Here is a 12,331-nt window from a genome sequence, read left to right as displayed (position 1 = left end):
CTGATTGCCCGGGGCCGTGGTGTGAGATTACCCCACCATCTCCAGCTGGAATTCGTTGCTGGCCAGCTCCGGGCGGCCACCGTGGAAGGCCCACTGCATGACGCCTTCCTCGCGCAGCCGGGCGACCGCGGTGAGGCGGCGATCCAGCTCGCCACGGCGGCTGGCCGGGATGCTGACCACGCCACGCATGAGCAGCGAGTTGGCCACGCTCTCCGGGGCCTTCTCGGTGTCGGCCGCCAGCATGTCGCCCTCGATGCTCAGCATCTCCATGGCGCCCTCGGGGTCAACCTCGAGGCGAGAGCCGGTGGCCACCGTGACGCCGGCATTGGCCATGAGCGGGGTGGTGACAGAGCCCAGGGTCTCCCCTTCCAAGGGGTGCAGTGATTGGCCGCCTGCCTGAGCCGGGGCTGCGGTGCTGGCGCTGGGAATGGGGAAGCGCTTGCCCTGGTGGTGGACTTCGACCCAGGCGCGGGTGGCCTCCCACGGGCGCACCTGGATGCCACGAATTGCCCAGTTCCACTCGATCGCGACCAGCTCCTGCGGGGTGATGATCTGGAAGGCCGGGTTGTCGGAGCGCTCCATCTCCTCGGCGTCGAGGGTCAGGCAGGCCCGCAGCAGGTCCAGCAAGACTCGGCCGCTATAGCCAGCAGCGCTGATATTGATGTCGCCTCCGTCTTTGATGTCGGTGCCGATGAAGTTCCGGGCGCCCACATCATGACGCAGTGAGACGATGTACTGGCGCAGCGCCAGCAGCGGCGCCATCTCCGGGTTGTCCTTGGCCATGTTGGTGAGGCTTTCGTCAGACTTGCCGGCATACGGGCACGCCCAGCAGCCGGTGCGAGCGCCGCACGGGGTCCGCTTGCCGCTGTCGCCGACGATGGAGCACTCGCCGTTGGCGCTGTTGTAGACCTCCAGCACGTCTGCCAGAGAGGTGGCGTAGCTCGGGAAAGGCCCTCCCTGTCCAAAGGGCTGGGCGAACAGGATGTAGTCCCACACGTCGCTGGTCGTCCAATCGGCAATGGGGTAGGCCAGCAGGCGCCCCTGGTGATCCACCACGCCGCTACCGGCGCCCTGGTCGGCCATGTTTGCCGCACGGCGAGCGGACTCCTCGAACCGGCTGCCCAGCAGGGTCACCTGACGCACGCCCTTGGGAAGGGACTTGGCATGCTGGCGCTTGAGCGCGTCAATCGGCTTGATCTTCCAGTCGACAGAGCAGTATTGGCTCTGCCCTTCGCTGGGCCAGGCCATTTGGCGACGGCCACCCAGGACACTCACCTGCCAGCTCTCGGCCAGGCTCGGCAAGGCCCACTGTGCCTTCAGGGGGATGGCGTGCTCGGCGCAGAACGTCCGCATGGCTCGCAGATGGCTGCCGACATGGCGCTCGATCACAGGGTTCTCGATGCCGGTGTTGGAGGTCACGGCCATGTGCTCGATGTCTCCACTCAGCTTCCCTTCCTGCGCCAGCTCGGCCAGGGCCGCCAGCGCGAGGCTGGTGACCACGGTGGAGTCCTTGCCGCCCGAATAGGCGATCAGCAGTGAGGTGGGCTGCTCGGTGACAATCGCCTTGAGGAGATCGATAGCCTGACGCGCCCGCTGGGGCAGCGGCGCCGCGGCCGGCTCGAAAGTGGTCGGTGCTGCGGTTTCGGTGTCCAGGTTGATCGCCAGGTTCATGGTCTACTCCCTTCCCTTGTCGTTGTTCGGCTCGTGCGATGCGTGGTCGTGCTTCAGGCGCTGGCGCCTTGATGGATCTGGCCGACCAGCCGCGCCCCATCGGCGCTGTATTCGATGACGCCGACCTGCTCGTGAGCGCGAGCACGGCGGGCCATCTTCTCGGCCTCGCGCTCAGCGACGTGCTGCACCGGATAGGTCTGCGTGGAGATCGGCATCCACTGGTTCCCGGGCTCGCTCTGGCTGGAGAGGCCGGCGACGACATAGAGCGGGTGCATGATGTTGAGCTTCATGGGGGTTCCTCGCGTTCGGATGTTGGCAGCTGGTTCGTGGGTTACAGGCGCTTCACGATGTCGTTGGGCGTCTCGGAGGTGGCCATGATCCTTCCGGTCTTGTGCCACCGTTCGGCGGTGCCGGAGCTGACATAGCGCCCTGTGCAGTTGAAGTCGTGGCGACTGGAAACCCGCTCGACCAGGACGCGCTCACCGGCCCGAGTCAGGTAGTGGCCGGGCTCGACCACGATGGTTGGGAGGGTGAACAGGGGGATGAAGTAGGTCGTCATCGGTGCTCGTCCTGCGGTGGCGGTATTCAGAAGGCCTTGGCCTCCACCTGATGACTGTCATTTTAGTGTGCTTTGCACACTTTATCAAGGCCGGCGCACACTTTTTTCGTAGCCGAAGCGGCACATTTCCGATGGTCCTGAATATCTAATAGGGGCTATCGCGGGGATGGGTCACACTTGCAAAGGTGTGCATTGCACATATAACATTCGTGTTATGTCCACGCCGTTCACCTGGAGGCTGTATGTCGGGCGAAGAGATGCGAGAACGCCAGCTGGCGACGATCAAGGGTCATGCCGAAATTCAGCGCCTGATCCGCGACAACGAGGAGGTCGCCCAGCTCGACCCCTGGACGACCATCGAGATTCATCAGGCCGTCGACCACCTTGTAGGGATCGACCTCGACCTGAATGACCGAGAGCTGTTCGGCGAGCTGCTGGCGCACTTCAATGCGCAGGAGGCCCAGGAACGGGCGCCCAGGACGGCGCTGGAACGTGCCCGCCAGCGCTGGGGGCTTGAGGCGTAACCCCTCTCTGGCGCCAGCAGAAGGCCGCAGGCGCCCCTATGAATCTGGCCACTCGCCACGGCGGGCGGCCCTGAGTGAGAGACCTAGATGAGCACATCCGAGACATCGAACAACGAGGCCTTGCGCCAGCTCATGGAGCGCCATGGACTGAAGCAAGAGCATGTCGCGACCTTGACGGGCTACAGCGTCGAAACGGTGAAGGGCTGGTTTGCCTCACCGGAGTCGACCCGCTATCGCATGGTGCGTAGGCCGGTCCTGGAATCCGTGCGCCGGGCTATCGAGCTGGGCGAGCACTACAACCTGGAAGGCGTGAAGATCCCCAAGCCGAAGTCGTGATGGGGAGGGGCTGAGAAGGCAAGGAGGTGTTGAGATGGGAGCCGCGATCGCACAGTACCACGCGATGTCGGAGCAAGAGCTGCGGCGCGAGTGCATTCGCCTGGCAAGACGTGTCGCCCGCCTGGAGAAGGATAAGGCCCAGGCTGAGGCACGTCGCGACCACTGGTTCCGAGAGCGGGAGACTGCCTTGGATGAAATCGAGCAGCTGCGGCAGAGCGCTTGAGCCAGGAGGATGACGTGTCTGAGATTGCATTCAATGAATGCCTGAAGGGCCACGCGCAGCCGGTCCCAGGCAAGGATGTTCGGATCACCAAAGCGGCTTCGCTTCGGTCGGTCGCCGAGCACAACCTCATTCGAGTCGACTACCGCCGCAGAGTCCGATGCCAGTCGTGCGTCAAGGCTATCTGCCGGGTGTGCCGAGCCCCTTACCTCTCCCAATCAGCTCCCATGGCCGGTGACCCTTCGTGCGAAGGCTGCGGGGGAACGGGAGTCCAAGGCTTCATGCCCTACTCTGAGGAGCACTGCCTGTCCTGTGATGGCCAAGGCCTGGTCGAGAAGCGGGAGCGCATCCGGGTCGCTCTGAAGCCTCGCTTCATCGACAACACAAAGTTCCCCGTCAAGGTCCAGGGGCAAGGCAGTGAAGGGCTGAATGGCGGGGAAGCCGGCGACCTTTACATTGAGGTCGAAGTGGAGCATCCACCTCACCTGAAGGTGGAAGGCAAGCATCTGATCGCCGTGGTGGAGGTGCCCTACCTGGCCATGGTGTTTCCGGCCGAGGTAGAGGTGGCCTATCCCACCCTCAAAGGCCATGAGCACTACCCTTTTATCGAGGGCTACACGCCTGGACGGCCGCTCTATTTCCGGGGTCGTGGTGGGTACGTTCGTGGTGATGCCAAGCGAGGCGACATCCGGTATGACATCGAGCTGGTAGGTAGCGACCTGGAGAAGCAGGCAGCCGAGAAGATCCAGACGCTTGAGGCCGATCGCGAGAAAGAGGTCCGCCAGGCACGAGACGAGACGATCACGGCCCTGACGAATGACCTGCTGCCAGCGATCGATGGGCTCGAGAAGGCGATCAGCAGCATGACGGGGCCTGAAGATGCAGCCCACCGGCAAGGGCTCGAGATGATCATCCAGATGCAGCGGGACGCCCTGGCCCAGCATGGGGTTGAAGTGATCCAGGCTGAGCGCCAGCGGTTTGATCCTGAGCGTCACGAGGCGGTCGGTATCGACCACAGCACTGGCCTCGGTAAGGGAGTCGTGACCGAAGTGCTCCAGACCGGGTACATCTATGCAGGGCGCCTTCTTCGCCCTCCCCTCGTAAAGGTAAGTGGTTAAGTCAACTGGAAGATGACCTACCACGCTCCTGCCGCTGATCTGGAGGCTGCTCGCGAGGGTGGGTGATCCTGGTCCCCCGTGAAGCTAGCAAGGTATTTCTCCTCTTCACTCCGCATGCAGAAACGCAGCGTTATGCTTCATCGCTTTGAGCCTCCCTAATGGTGTGGAGGGATAGCGGCAAAGCGCTGATCATCTGATACACTAAAGAGGTATCAAATGCTGCGAGGAGGGTTTATGGAAGCCGCGATCAAAGAGTATCGGCCGAAGGTGAGGCGCCGGAAGGACGACTTCTGGAAGGCTCTTGGCCTCCCTCCGCGTGGTGCCAAGCTGCACGAGGCGCTGAATGAGGGCGTGTCGTACAAGGTCTACACCAAGCTGACCGAGGCCTCTGGGCTCGAGAGCAAGGAGCTGGCGCGGTATGTGGTCATCCCCCCGGCGACACTGAAGCGCCGAGCTGACGCTGGCTACTTCAAGCCGGCCGAAGGTGATCGTCTGTACCGCTTCGCTGAAGTCTACAAGAGCGCGGTGGACCTGTTCGAGGGTGACAAGGCAAAGGCGAAGGAATGGCTCCTCAGCCCGGTGCGTGGGCTGGGCGGTCGCCGCCCGGTGGAGATGGTGGCAACGACTGCTGGCGCTGAAGCTGTCCTGGACCTGATCGGTCGACTAGAGCACGGCGTCTTTGTATGACCTCGGTACGCGGCTATCGGCTCGTCAAGCGGAAGTGGCTCAAGACAGCCTTTGATGGTGAAGGGGCTCGACTGTACGGCGGGCGCTGGAACAGCAAAGGTAAGGCCTGCGTGTACCTCGCGAGCACCGAGTCGCTGGCCATGCTCGAGGTGATGGTTCACCTGGAAGACAACCAGCTGCTGAAGGAGTACGCGCTCTTGGAGGTGACGTTCCCGGAAGAGGTGCTGATGCAGCTCCCGGAGGACGTGCTGCCTGCTGATTGGCGAGCTGAGCCGGCGCCACCCTCCACAGCCGAGATCGGTGACGACTGGCTCGAGGGGCAGTCGAGCCTGGCGCTGGCGGTTCCGAGCGTTGTCGCGCCCCGAGAAACGAACTACCTCCTCAACCCTGAGCACCCCGACTTCCAGGCGCTTGCCGATGGCGCCAGGGAGGTCGACTTCTCCCCCGATAGCCGCCTGTAGCGCCCGTGCGCAGCGCGTCAGCGCTTCCCTTGGGCCGGGAGTGCTGGGCATCGATCTTTCCCGTCTGGCACCGCCGCCTTGCCACATCCCCGTCGACTCTCTGATACTGTGCGCATGTGCAGTATTGGGAGAGAGCCATGCCACCCCTTCAGCATGATGACGTTACCGCCTGGGGCCTCGAGATCCTGGGCCAGTCAGCCGGTGAGTCTCGCCATGCCCTGCCGTTGATGGCTGGGGAGGTGCGGGCCGGGTTTCCCATCCACGCGGATGCGGAGCTTGATCGTGTCCTGGACCTCACCGAGCACCTGATCCCTCACCCCAGCGCCAGCTACTTCTGTCGGGCCAAGGGCGACAGCATGGTGGGTCACGGCATTCATGACTCGGACCTGCTTATCGTTGATCGATCGCTGGCGCCTGTGACGGGTGACATCATTGTGGTCGCCCTCGACGGGGAGCTGACCTGCAAGCAGCTGGGCCGGTGGCATGGTCAGCCGGCGTTGCTGTCGGGGAACCCCGAGTATCCGCCTATCGCGCTGCGTGGCGTGGAGTGTGAGACCTGGGGCGTGGTCACTCACAACATCCATTCCCACCGTCGCCGAGGCCGGTGATGATCGGGCACTGCGACTGCAACAACTTCTACGTCAGCTGCTTCCGAGTGTTCATGCCGGAGCTGGCGGGGCGTCCTGTAGGGGTGCTCTCCTCGGGAGATGGCTGCATCGTGGCGCGGTCGAACGAGCTGAAGGCGATGGGGGTGGCCAACGGCACGCCGGTATTTCAGCTGCCTCATGAGGTGCGCCGGCAGGCCGTGCTGCTGAGTTCGGCCTATCCGCTGTTCGGGGAGTGCTCACGGCGCGTGGTGGCCACCATGCAGGCCTTCACCGGCCCCGTTGAGCCGTACTCAATCGATGAGCAGTTCATTGACATGTCGGGCCTTTCTCTCGAGGTTCTGCAATCGCATTCCCGCGATCTGCGCCAGCAGGTTCAGCGCTGCACGGGCATTCCGGTATCGATCGGCGTAGCGCCCTCGCGCACCCTGGCGAAGGTGGCCACCGGCATCGCCAAGAAGCAACCCGCCTATGGGGGTATCTGCGTCCTCGAGGCGGACCATCCGGCGACCCGGGCTCACCTGGGGCGCATGCCCGTGACGGATGTGTGGGGCGTGGCGAGCCGGACAGGCGAGAAGCTGGCGCGGCTGCGCATCCACACCGCCCTGGATCTTCGCGAGGCCAACCCCAGCGAGATCCGCAGACGCTTTGGCATTGTGCTGGAGCGGACCTTGTGGGAGCTGCGCGGCCAGGATGTGATCCGCCTGGATGACATCGACCAGAAGCGCCAGAACATCATGACCAGCCGCACTTTCGGGAGCACCACCGGGCGCCTCGAGGATCTGCGCGAGGCGGTTCGATCGCATGCACAGGCTGGCGCCGAGAAGGTGCGCCGCCAGCAGTCCGTGGCTCGGGCCGTGATGGTGTTCCTGTCGACGCCTCGCTTTCGCAGCGACCTCCCCCAGGACTTCCCCAGCCTGACCCTCACCTTGCCGCGGCCGACCGATGACAGCCGGCTCATCGTCGCTGCGGCACAACGCGCCCTGGAGGCCATCTACCGGCCAGGGCTGCTCTATGCCAAGGCAGGCGTCATGATGGTCGACCTCGCGGATCGTGAAGGCATGCAGCTCGATTGGCTCGAGGGTCAACAGACGGAAGCCGAGCGCCAGCAGTCGGCGAAGGTGATGGGCGTGATGGATGCCCTCAACCGCGAGTTCGGCCGGGGCACGGTGACGCTTGGGGGCCGCCGTCAGGATGAGCGCTGGCGCCAGCGGCATGCACGGCAGACGCCGCGGTTCCTGACCTCATGGGATGAGCTGCCCAACGTGACAATGGGCTGAGATGCAGCGGAAGGCGCTACTTCGCCCTTGGCGGGGGGAGCATGCGCCGAAGCACCCTGTCGGTGAATCCAGCGTCATCCTCTGGCACGTTGCCGCCCTCCTCCTGGATGATCCAGCTGAGCGCGGCATGGAGCATGTAGGCCTGCACATGAGACGGCACCGGAAAGGTGCCAGCCCGCCATTCATAGAGCCTGTTCGGACGGTACTTGGTGCCCAGGTCGCGATTGAGCTGGGCCAGGGCCTCCGACTTGGGGTGCGTACCGCCAGCAGTGGCGACGTGGAGCCAGGAGTCTATGAGGTTGGAGGGCTTGGGCATCAGGGATTATCGGTTCGTGAAGAGGGAGTGTAGGGCCTTGCTCAGAAAGCCTCGCTTGGGCTCACCCGGCGCTTCAGGGGGTTCCGGTTCCGCCTCGGGTGCTGGGGCCTCGTCCTCAGCATCGCTACTCAGGGTGGCCGCCTCGGGCTCACCTCGGAAGTAGTTAGCCAACGCGACCCGCTCCTCAAGATACGGTGTCGAGACGCTGTTGGACAGGTCCGCGGCCTCTGCCGGCGTGAGCACGGCAGGAGAGCCCTCGACCTCTTCAGCGATCGCCCTCAGGCCTTCCTGGTTGAAGGGCAGTTCTGCGCCCCTGAAGATGGCCGAGAGGATGGCTTGCAGCATGCCGATGGTCGGTATCTCCTCGCCCTCTATCCCGAAGATCCAGCTGCCCTCGAGGTTGAAGAAGAACGTCCCCATGGCCTCGTCGTAGCCGGCCACGCCATGGCTGAGCCAGTCATAGAGGTCGTACCCTACGAGGTCGGTGAGGTCTTCCTGGGCCTCGGTGGGGTCGTGCAGCACCTTGAAGAAGCCGTGTCGTGACATAGGTAGTGTCCTATCCCTGTGATGGTGTGTGCTGGTCGATCCAGCAGAAGTGTCGCCTGGCGTGAGCCACTGGCCCTGGAAGTTGATATTTCTCCAGGCGCCCTACAGAGCGCCCTCCTCGAGGTGGATCTGTGCCGGGGCCGGTTGCGCCCCGACGCCGCGGAAGAGCTGCGCGGCCTTGCCTGCCTCGCGACCTGAGCGGATCGCATGGATTTCCTGCTCGCTGCTGGCTGGGGGTTGCTCGCGCCACTCGGCCTTTTCCAGCTCGCCGTAGGTCTTCTCCTTGAAGCGCTCGATCACGTCGCGGTCCTGCTCGCTGATCGCGATGGCCTCCACCTTGGAGCGCACGGCTTGTACCCAGGACTCGCAGAACAGGTCGCAATGACGGCTTTTCCGGCGAGGCGCCATGCGCGGGTGAAGCTCTTTCTTGTAGCGGTTACGGTCAGCGCTGATCTGCCGGAACAGCACCTCATAGCAGTATTGGGCCGCCTGGGGTTTCTCGCCGATGCCGACGAAGACGGCCCAGTTCTGCCAGACGCCACCGAGCTTCTGGTAGCGATTCATGACTTGCACGCCGAACATCTCACCGATGGTGCTTCTCAGGAAGACCACCCAGGCTGGCAGTGACTTCGCACGAGACGCGCCCCGCGCCTCGGCCTCGCTGACGGTGTGCAACGACAGGTCTGAAGCGGTCAGGTTGTGCTTCTCCATCAGCTTCTGAGCCTGACGCAGCGCGGCAGCCGCCTCTGCCGGGTTGTCGCTGCTGGCGAGGCTCATGCACTTCTGGATCTTGTCCAGGATGCGACTCGTGCTCATGTGGGAAGGCCTCCTTAGGCGTTCAGCTGGCTCATTGGCTATTGGCCGCGGTGCTGGCTTTCTTGTTGGATGCTTCAGCCCACTGGCTCACTTTTCTGGCAACGCTGTCGAAGCTCTCCCCCTCGAGGAAACGGTTGATCGCCTTCTTCTGGTCAGTGCGCTTGAGGCGGTCGAACGGGGTGTGAAGGCTAAGCTGGCGGCGAACAGCATCCGTCTTCATCGTCATGTGCCATTTCTCGTGTCTGATGGATGGAAAGGCCGAGCCCATGGGGCTCGGCAGGCCTTTCCGGCTATCCAGGCCGCGTGGCCACCGGGCATGGAAAGGCGTGGAAAGCATGGAAACGAGGTCACCTCGCGTCCCAGCAGCAGGCTTCCCAGGCGTCGACCACCGACAGGAGGACTGCCGAGCAGGAGGCCTGCATGGAGGTGATGGGGAGGCGCCGGCCGGGCTCGACGGTCAGCGAGGCTGTCTCACCCGATTCGGTGGTGAGGGTCAGCGTGCCTTTGCGCTGTTGCCCGAGGGCGCCCACCAGCTCCTCGAGGCTGACTGGTTGCCGCTGCTGCCAGCCTGTTCCGAGGGTGACGCGCTCGAGCGATCCGTTGACCAGCTTGCCGATCCCTTTCGGTGTCAGCTCACTCAGCAGACGTTCCAAGATGCTCATGAGGGTCGAGGGTGTCTCGGCACAATTCGCCGAGGGGGCTTGTTCAAATGCCAGCATGGTGATGGAGGCTCCGTGTTTCCTCGCGAACCTTGGCAACCCAGCCCCAGTAGGAGAGCTGTGTGTCGCCGTTCTGATATTCGAGCTGCCAGTCCTGGCGGGGGAATTGCGGGTGCTCATGGGAGGCCTTGCGGCCTCGAAGCGGAATGTTCTGGTTGTGATCGGTCATGAGATCGCTCCGTGATGCAGAGTTACGCAGCAGCCTCGCTGCAAAACGTGGCTTTCCAGTCATGGATGGGAAGTCCGGGGACGGGGCGGGCATCTGGGTCGAGCATGAGCCACTGAAGGCCAGCGCCGCGTGCTTCCTTGGCGAGGGCGCACAACACCGGTAGATCGGCATGAGCGGCCTCACACAGGTAATGCGCCGCGCAGTCCCGTGGAAAGTCGGCGGATATGACGAACCATTCTCGATGGGCGCTTGCCCCTTTGATCACGCGATTAGCCAGCAGGATGGCCACGGTTTCCGCTTCCTCTTCCGGGAGGTGGAAAGTCCTCAAGGCCACCATGCGCTGGGCCTGATTGATGGAGGCAAAAGCCAATGGAGATGCCATGCGTTCACCTGTCCCGCCGAATGGATGTGGCTCTATTATAGTCCCAGATATGGGACTATTCCAAGAGCCCGAGGCGACGATCCCGGCCCAAGGAGAGCCTGTGTCACAGCAAGGGTAGGGGCATGACCGTCACCTCAGAGGGAGTAGCGATTTCGCATGCGAAATCGGCGTGGGGTTCTCCAGGGCGGGTTGATCCAGTTCCGCATGCGAAATCGGAGCGAGGCGACAAGAGCGGGGCGCTCCCAGGCAAGAAGGCGGGGCCAACGGAAACCGGGCAGCCGCGGTGAGACGGCTGCCCGGTCAAGGTGGGTCACATTCATGGGCGGCAACGCTATTGTGCCGGGTCGAGCATCACTCTCTGGCTTGTTCATCCAGAGTGTCAGAGGCAGCCGAAAGGGATGCCTCGGCCATGGCAGCCGCGTTCTCTCCGACTTCCTCGGGGCTGAGCTGCCCCCCTCCCTCGCCAAGCAGGATCGCGTGCATGGCGACCATCGTGTATGCCTCAAGCCGCGTCATATCCAGGGCAGGCTTGGTGAAGCGTGAGGTGTTGAGGGTGTCGTCGCCCATGATCCTCTCCTTTCAGTTGGGGGCCGCGCTGGACGCGACCCCTTACTCGATCAGACTTTCTCCCAATCACCCTTTGCGTTCTGGCAAGTGGTGACGTTCTGCTCGCTGTCCTCGGGGCCGCCTGTGACGCTGATCTGGTAGTCGATGCAGGTGCGACCTTCGGCGTCCACATAGGGATCGCTCTTGGTGACATTCTGCTGCATGTTGGCTACGTCCTCGAACCCTACCTCGGGATCACCTTGCATGGCGGCGAAAGCTCCGCGCATCCCCTTATCGACCACGCCCAGCGCCGTTGCGCCAGCCGCGCCGTAGGCGGCACCGCTCATGGCCGCGCTGCCGCCATTGACCAGGCCGCGAACGCCGCCCATTTGCCCCGCTGCCTGTGCGCCTGCGGCACTGGCGCTATTGGAGCTGCGACCGCTGATGGCGTCGGCAACGCCGCCGATGGCATTGGCCGCGGCCCCCTGGAGGTGTCCTGCGCTTTGCGGCACGGCACAGCCTGTCGCCAGAGCGAGCAGGGAAGTGGCAGCCAGACCTTGGAGTGTGCGCTTGATCATCATTGTCTTCTCTCCCTTGGTTGTGATCCCGAGCAATGTTGCCCTATAGATGTAATTATACAATACGACGATTTACAGCTAAAGCCGCTGCGGCATCTTTTGAGTATCAGTATGCTTGCCTCGGGTCAGGATTTCGCATGCGAAATCGCTAAAATGAGTGTACCGCAAAGGCGTTGGGCTGATACCGCAACCGCATGGCCTGGCAAGGCGACCGCCAATGCGCCGGGTGGACTTAACTAAAAAACGTCGTATTGTATAGATAAGGCTTTATAATGAACTCTGAAACGTTGATTCAGGAGGCAGAAGCCGACCTTTCCCTGCTGTCGAGGCTCGTTGTGGGACGGGCCACGATGCAGGAACGCAACGGGAAACTCGTGCTGGGGATCGACCAGGAGGGAGCGCGATTACTGACGATGGATCGCGTGAGGCAGGAGATCGAAAGCGCGGTTGAGCGAGTCTGGGGGCTGGAGGTCGCGTATGAGCGAGCGTAGTACCCGCCAGGCCCGGCAGTTAGTCAGGCGCCTTGCCCGAGACTGCAACCTTGAGTGGCCTGGCGGTGAGGAAAACGCCGCGCTCCTCTATGACCGCTCGACTCGCCGCTGGGAGCTGCGCTGCATCGACAGCACTCCCTCCCCCGTCATTCGTGGCCCTACCCCTCTCACACACCTGTTGCGCGATGGCTTCGTGCTGATCCGCTGGCCTGACGACCAAATTGAGCTGTTCCACGTTGAGACGGTTCATTCACAACTGCGCCACCGGCTTGAAAAAGCGGAGGTGGCCCAAGCCGGAGCATAGTTC

General features: G+C 63.3%; 21 protein-coding genes. 10 read left to right on the top strand and 11 right to left on the bottom strand.

Annotated features, from left to right (window positions below; all coding sequences use genetic code 11):
• Positions 1 to 27: 27 nt before the first annotated feature.
• The 3 genes from NH344_RS12420 to NH344_RS12410 are packed head-to-tail and all read right to left on the bottom strand — an operon-like array spanning position 28 to position 2,230.
• The gene (locus NH344_RS12420) at positions 28 to 1,671 is read right to left on the bottom strand and encodes a phosphoadenosine phosphosulfate reductase family protein (RefSeq protein ID WP_253027981.1); all 1,644 of its coding nucleotides are present in this window, start codon (positions 1,669 to 1,671) and stop codon (positions 28 to 30) included.
• A gap of 53 nt (positions 1,672 to 1,724) precedes the next feature.
• Entirely contained in the window at positions 1,725 to 1,961 is a 237-nt protein-coding gene (locus NH344_RS12415; protein ID WP_228219483.1) for a hypothetical protein, read from the bottom strand.
• A gap of 41 nt (positions 1,962 to 2,002) precedes the next feature.
• Positions 2,003 to 2,230, bottom strand: a complete 228-nt coding sequence (locus NH344_RS12410) for a hypothetical protein (RefSeq protein ID WP_228219482.1) — start codon at positions 2,228 to 2,230, stop codon at positions 2,003 to 2,005.
• Positions 2,231 to 2,472: 242 nt separating this feature from the next.
• Here NH344_RS12410 and NH344_RS12405 point away from each other — a divergent pair, with 242 nt between their 5' ends.
• The 8 genes from NH344_RS12405 (at position 2,473) to NH344_RS12370 (ending at position 7,461) form a co-directional block, all read left to right on the top strand.
• A complete protein-coding gene (locus NH344_RS12405; protein ID WP_228219481.1) occupies positions 2,473 to 2,754 on the top strand; it encodes a hypothetical protein in 282 nt (93 codons plus the stop codon).
• 87 nt (positions 2,755 to 2,841) lie between these two features.
• A complete protein-coding gene (locus NH344_RS12400; RefSeq protein WP_228219480.1) occupies positions 2,842 to 3,090 on the top strand; it encodes a helix-turn-helix transcriptional regulator in 249 nt (82 codons plus the stop codon).
• Between the two features lie 34 nt (positions 3,091 to 3,124).
• Complete coding sequence (locus NH344_RS12395; protein WP_228219479.1) at positions 3,125 to 3,313, top strand: hypothetical protein; 189 nt, start codon at positions 3,125 to 3,127, stop codon at positions 3,311 to 3,313.
• Between the two features lie 14 nt (positions 3,314 to 3,327).
• Positions 3,328 to 4,428 (top strand): nucleotide exchange factor GrpE, encoded by a 1,101-nt coding sequence (gene grpE, locus NH344_RS12390; protein ID WP_228219478.1) that lies wholly within the window; start codon positions 3,328 to 3,330, stop codon positions 4,426 to 4,428.
• A 234-nt stretch (positions 4,429 to 4,662) separates the two neighbouring features.
• The gene (locus NH344_RS12385) at positions 4,663 to 5,115 is read left to right on the top strand and encodes an antitoxin Xre/MbcA/ParS toxin-binding domain-containing protein (protein WP_228219477.1); all 453 of its coding nucleotides are present in this window, start codon (positions 4,663 to 4,665) and stop codon (positions 5,113 to 5,115) included.
• Complete coding sequence (locus tag NH344_RS12380; RefSeq protein ID WP_228219476.1) at positions 5,112 to 5,576, top strand: RES family NAD+ phosphorylase; 465 nt, start codon at positions 5,112 to 5,114, stop codon at positions 5,574 to 5,576. The genes NH344_RS12385 and NH344_RS12380 overlap by 4 nt, the downstream gene beginning before the upstream one ends.
• A 137-nt stretch (positions 5,577 to 5,713) precedes the next feature.
• Complete coding sequence (gene umuD / locus NH344_RS12375) at positions 5,714 to 6,184, top strand: translesion error-prone DNA polymerase V autoproteolytic subunit (protein WP_228219475.1); 471 nt, start codon at positions 5,714 to 5,716, stop codon at positions 6,182 to 6,184.
• A complete protein-coding gene (locus NH344_RS12370) occupies positions 6,184 to 7,461 on the top strand; it encodes a Y-family DNA polymerase (RefSeq protein ID WP_253027980.1) in 1,278 nt (425 codons plus the stop codon). The genes umuD and NH344_RS12370 overlap by 1 nt, the downstream gene beginning before the upstream one ends.
• 322 nt (positions 7,462 to 7,783) lie before the next feature.
• Here the strand turns inward: NH344_RS12370 and NH344_RS12365 are convergent, their stop codons facing one another.
• The 8 genes from NH344_RS12365 to NH344_RS12330 all read right to left on the bottom strand — a co-directional run bounded on the left by NH344_RS12365 (position 7,784) and on the right by NH344_RS12330 (position 11,569).
• Positions 7,784 to 8,323 (bottom strand): hypothetical protein, encoded by a 540-nt coding sequence (locus tag NH344_RS12365; protein WP_228219473.1) that lies wholly within the window; start codon positions 8,321 to 8,323, stop codon positions 7,784 to 7,786.
• A 102-nt stretch (positions 8,324 to 8,425) separates the two neighbouring features.
• Positions 8,426 to 9,139: a DUF2786 domain-containing protein gene (locus tag NH344_RS12360; RefSeq protein ID WP_253027979.1), complete on the bottom strand. Its 714-nt coding sequence runs from the start codon at positions 9,137 to 9,139 to the stop codon at positions 8,426 to 8,428.
• Between the two features lie 31 nt (positions 9,140 to 9,170).
• On the bottom strand, positions 9,171 to 9,365 hold the full coding sequence (locus tag NH344_RS12355) for a hypothetical protein (RefSeq protein WP_074211737.1): 195 nt from the start codon (positions 9,363 to 9,365) through the stop codon (positions 9,171 to 9,173).
• Between the two features lie 121 nt (positions 9,366 to 9,486).
• Positions 9,487 to 9,858, bottom strand: coding sequence for a hypothetical protein (locus NH344_RS12350; RefSeq protein WP_253027978.1), 372 nt, complete (start codon positions 9,856 to 9,858; stop codon positions 9,487 to 9,489).
• Complete coding sequence (locus NH344_RS12345; protein WP_253027977.1) at positions 9,845 to 10,027, bottom strand: hypothetical protein; 183 nt, start codon at positions 10,025 to 10,027, stop codon at positions 9,845 to 9,847. The genes NH344_RS12350 and NH344_RS12345 overlap by 14 nt, the downstream gene beginning before the upstream one ends.
• Positions 10,028 to 10,049: 22 nt before the next feature.
• Positions 10,050 to 10,409, bottom strand: coding sequence for a hypothetical protein (locus NH344_RS12340; protein WP_253027976.1), 360 nt, complete (start codon positions 10,407 to 10,409; stop codon positions 10,050 to 10,052).
• Between the two features lie 351 nt (positions 10,410 to 10,760).
• Positions 10,761 to 10,976, bottom strand: a complete 216-nt coding sequence (locus NH344_RS12335; protein WP_022524256.1) for a hypothetical protein — start codon at positions 10,974 to 10,976, stop codon at positions 10,761 to 10,763.
• 50 nt (positions 10,977 to 11,026) lie between these two features.
• The gene (locus tag NH344_RS12330; protein WP_253027975.1) at positions 11,027 to 11,569 is read right to left on the bottom strand and encodes a hypothetical protein; all 543 of its coding nucleotides are present in this window, start codon (positions 11,567 to 11,569) and stop codon (positions 11,027 to 11,029) included.
• A 236-nt stretch (positions 11,570 to 11,805) separates the two neighbouring features.
• Between NH344_RS12330 and NH344_RS12325 the strand changes: the two genes are divergently transcribed.
• Both NH344_RS12325 and NH344_RS12320 read left to right on the top strand, forming a co-directional pair.
• Positions 11,806 to 12,024, top strand: coding sequence for a hypothetical protein (locus tag NH344_RS12325; RefSeq protein ID WP_253027974.1), 219 nt, complete (start codon positions 11,806 to 11,808; stop codon positions 12,022 to 12,024).
• Positions 12,011 to 12,328, top strand: a complete 318-nt coding sequence (locus tag NH344_RS12320; protein ID WP_022524259.1) for a hypothetical protein — start codon at positions 12,011 to 12,013, stop codon at positions 12,326 to 12,328. The genes NH344_RS12325 and NH344_RS12320 overlap by 14 nt, the downstream gene beginning before the upstream one ends.
• The last annotated feature ends 3 nt before the right edge of the window (positions 12,329 to 12,331 follow it).

This window comes from Halomonas sp. Ps84H-12 (genome assembly GCF_024124725.1).
Classification (GTDB): Bacteria; Pseudomonadota; Gammaproteobacteria; order Pseudomonadales; family Halomonadaceae; genus Vreelandella; species Vreelandella aquamarina.
Note: the sequence above shows the minus strand (reverse complement) of the source record. Positions and strands in the feature narration are given on the sequence as shown.

What these genes read in the sequence shown, in the direction of transcription:
- NH344_RS12410 (WP_228219482.1), bottom strand. Translation starts at nt 2,230, where the DNA reads ATGACGACCTACTTCATCCCCCTGTTCACCCTCCCAACCATCGTGGTC.
- NH344_RS12345 (WP_253027977.1), bottom strand. Translation starts at nt 10,027, where the DNA reads ATGACCGATCACAACCAGAACATTCCGCTTCGAGGCCGCAAGGCCTCC.
- NH344_RS12400 (WP_228219480.1), top strand. Translation starts at nt 2,842, where the DNA reads ATGAGCACATCCGAGACATCGAACAACGAGGCCTTGCGCCAGCTCATG.
- NH344_RS12365 (WP_228219473.1), bottom strand. Translation starts at nt 8,323, where the DNA reads ATGTCACGACACGGCTTCTTCAAGGTGCTGCACGACCCCACCGAGGCC.
- NH344_RS12385 (WP_228219477.1), top strand. Translation starts at nt 4,663, where the DNA reads ATGGAAGCCGCGATCAAAGAGTATCGGCCGAAGGTGAGGCGCCGGAAG.
- NH344_RS12405 (WP_228219481.1), top strand. Translation starts at nt 2,473, where the DNA reads ATGTCGGGCGAAGAGATGCGAGAACGCCAGCTGGCGACGATCAAGGGT.
- NH344_RS12320 (WP_022524259.1), top strand. Translation starts at nt 12,011, where the DNA reads ATGAGCGAGCGTAGTACCCGCCAGGCCCGGCAGTTAGTCAGGCGCCTT.
- NH344_RS12340 (WP_253027976.1), bottom strand. Translation starts at nt 10,409, where the DNA reads ATGGCATCTCCATTGGCTTTTGCCTCCATCAATCAGGCCCAGCGCATG.
- NH344_RS12380 (WP_228219476.1), top strand. Translation starts at nt 5,112, where the DNA reads ATGACCTCGGTACGCGGCTATCGGCTCGTCAAGCGGAAGTGGCTCAAG.
- NH344_RS12395 (WP_228219479.1), top strand. Translation starts at nt 3,125, where the DNA reads ATGGGAGCCGCGATCGCACAGTACCACGCGATGTCGGAGCAAGAGCTG.
- NH344_RS12420 (WP_253027981.1), bottom strand. Translation starts at nt 1,671, where the DNA reads ATGAACCTGGCGATCAACCTGGACACCGAAACCGCAGCACCGACCACT.
- NH344_RS12335 (WP_022524256.1), bottom strand. Translation starts at nt 10,976, where the DNA reads ATGGGCGACGACACCCTCAACACCTCACGCTTCACCAAGCCTGCCCTG.
- NH344_RS12370 (WP_253027980.1), top strand. Translation starts at nt 6,184, where the DNA reads ATGATCGGGCACTGCGACTGCAACAACTTCTACGTCAGCTGCTTCCGA.
- NH344_RS12355 (WP_074211737.1), bottom strand. Translation starts at nt 9,365, where the DNA reads ATGACGATGAAGACGGATGCTGTTCGCCGCCAGCTTAGCCTTCACACC.
- NH344_RS12415 (WP_228219483.1), bottom strand. Translation starts at nt 1,961, where the DNA reads ATGAAGCTCAACATCATGCACCCGCTCTATGTCGTCGCCGGCCTCTCC.
- umuD (WP_228219475.1), top strand. Translation starts at nt 5,714, where the DNA reads ATGCCACCCCTTCAGCATGATGACGTTACCGCCTGGGGCCTCGAGATC.
- NH344_RS12360 (WP_253027979.1), bottom strand. Translation starts at nt 9,139, where the DNA reads ATGAGCACGAGTCGCATCCTGGACAAGATCCAGAAGTGCATGAGCCTC.
- NH344_RS12350 (WP_253027978.1), bottom strand. Translation starts at nt 9,858, where the DNA reads ATGCTGGCATTTGAACAAGCCCCCTCGGCGAATTGTGCCGAGACACCC.
- NH344_RS12325 (WP_253027974.1), top strand. Translation starts at nt 11,806, where the DNA reads ATGAACTCTGAAACGTTGATTCAGGAGGCAGAAGCCGACCTTTCCCTG.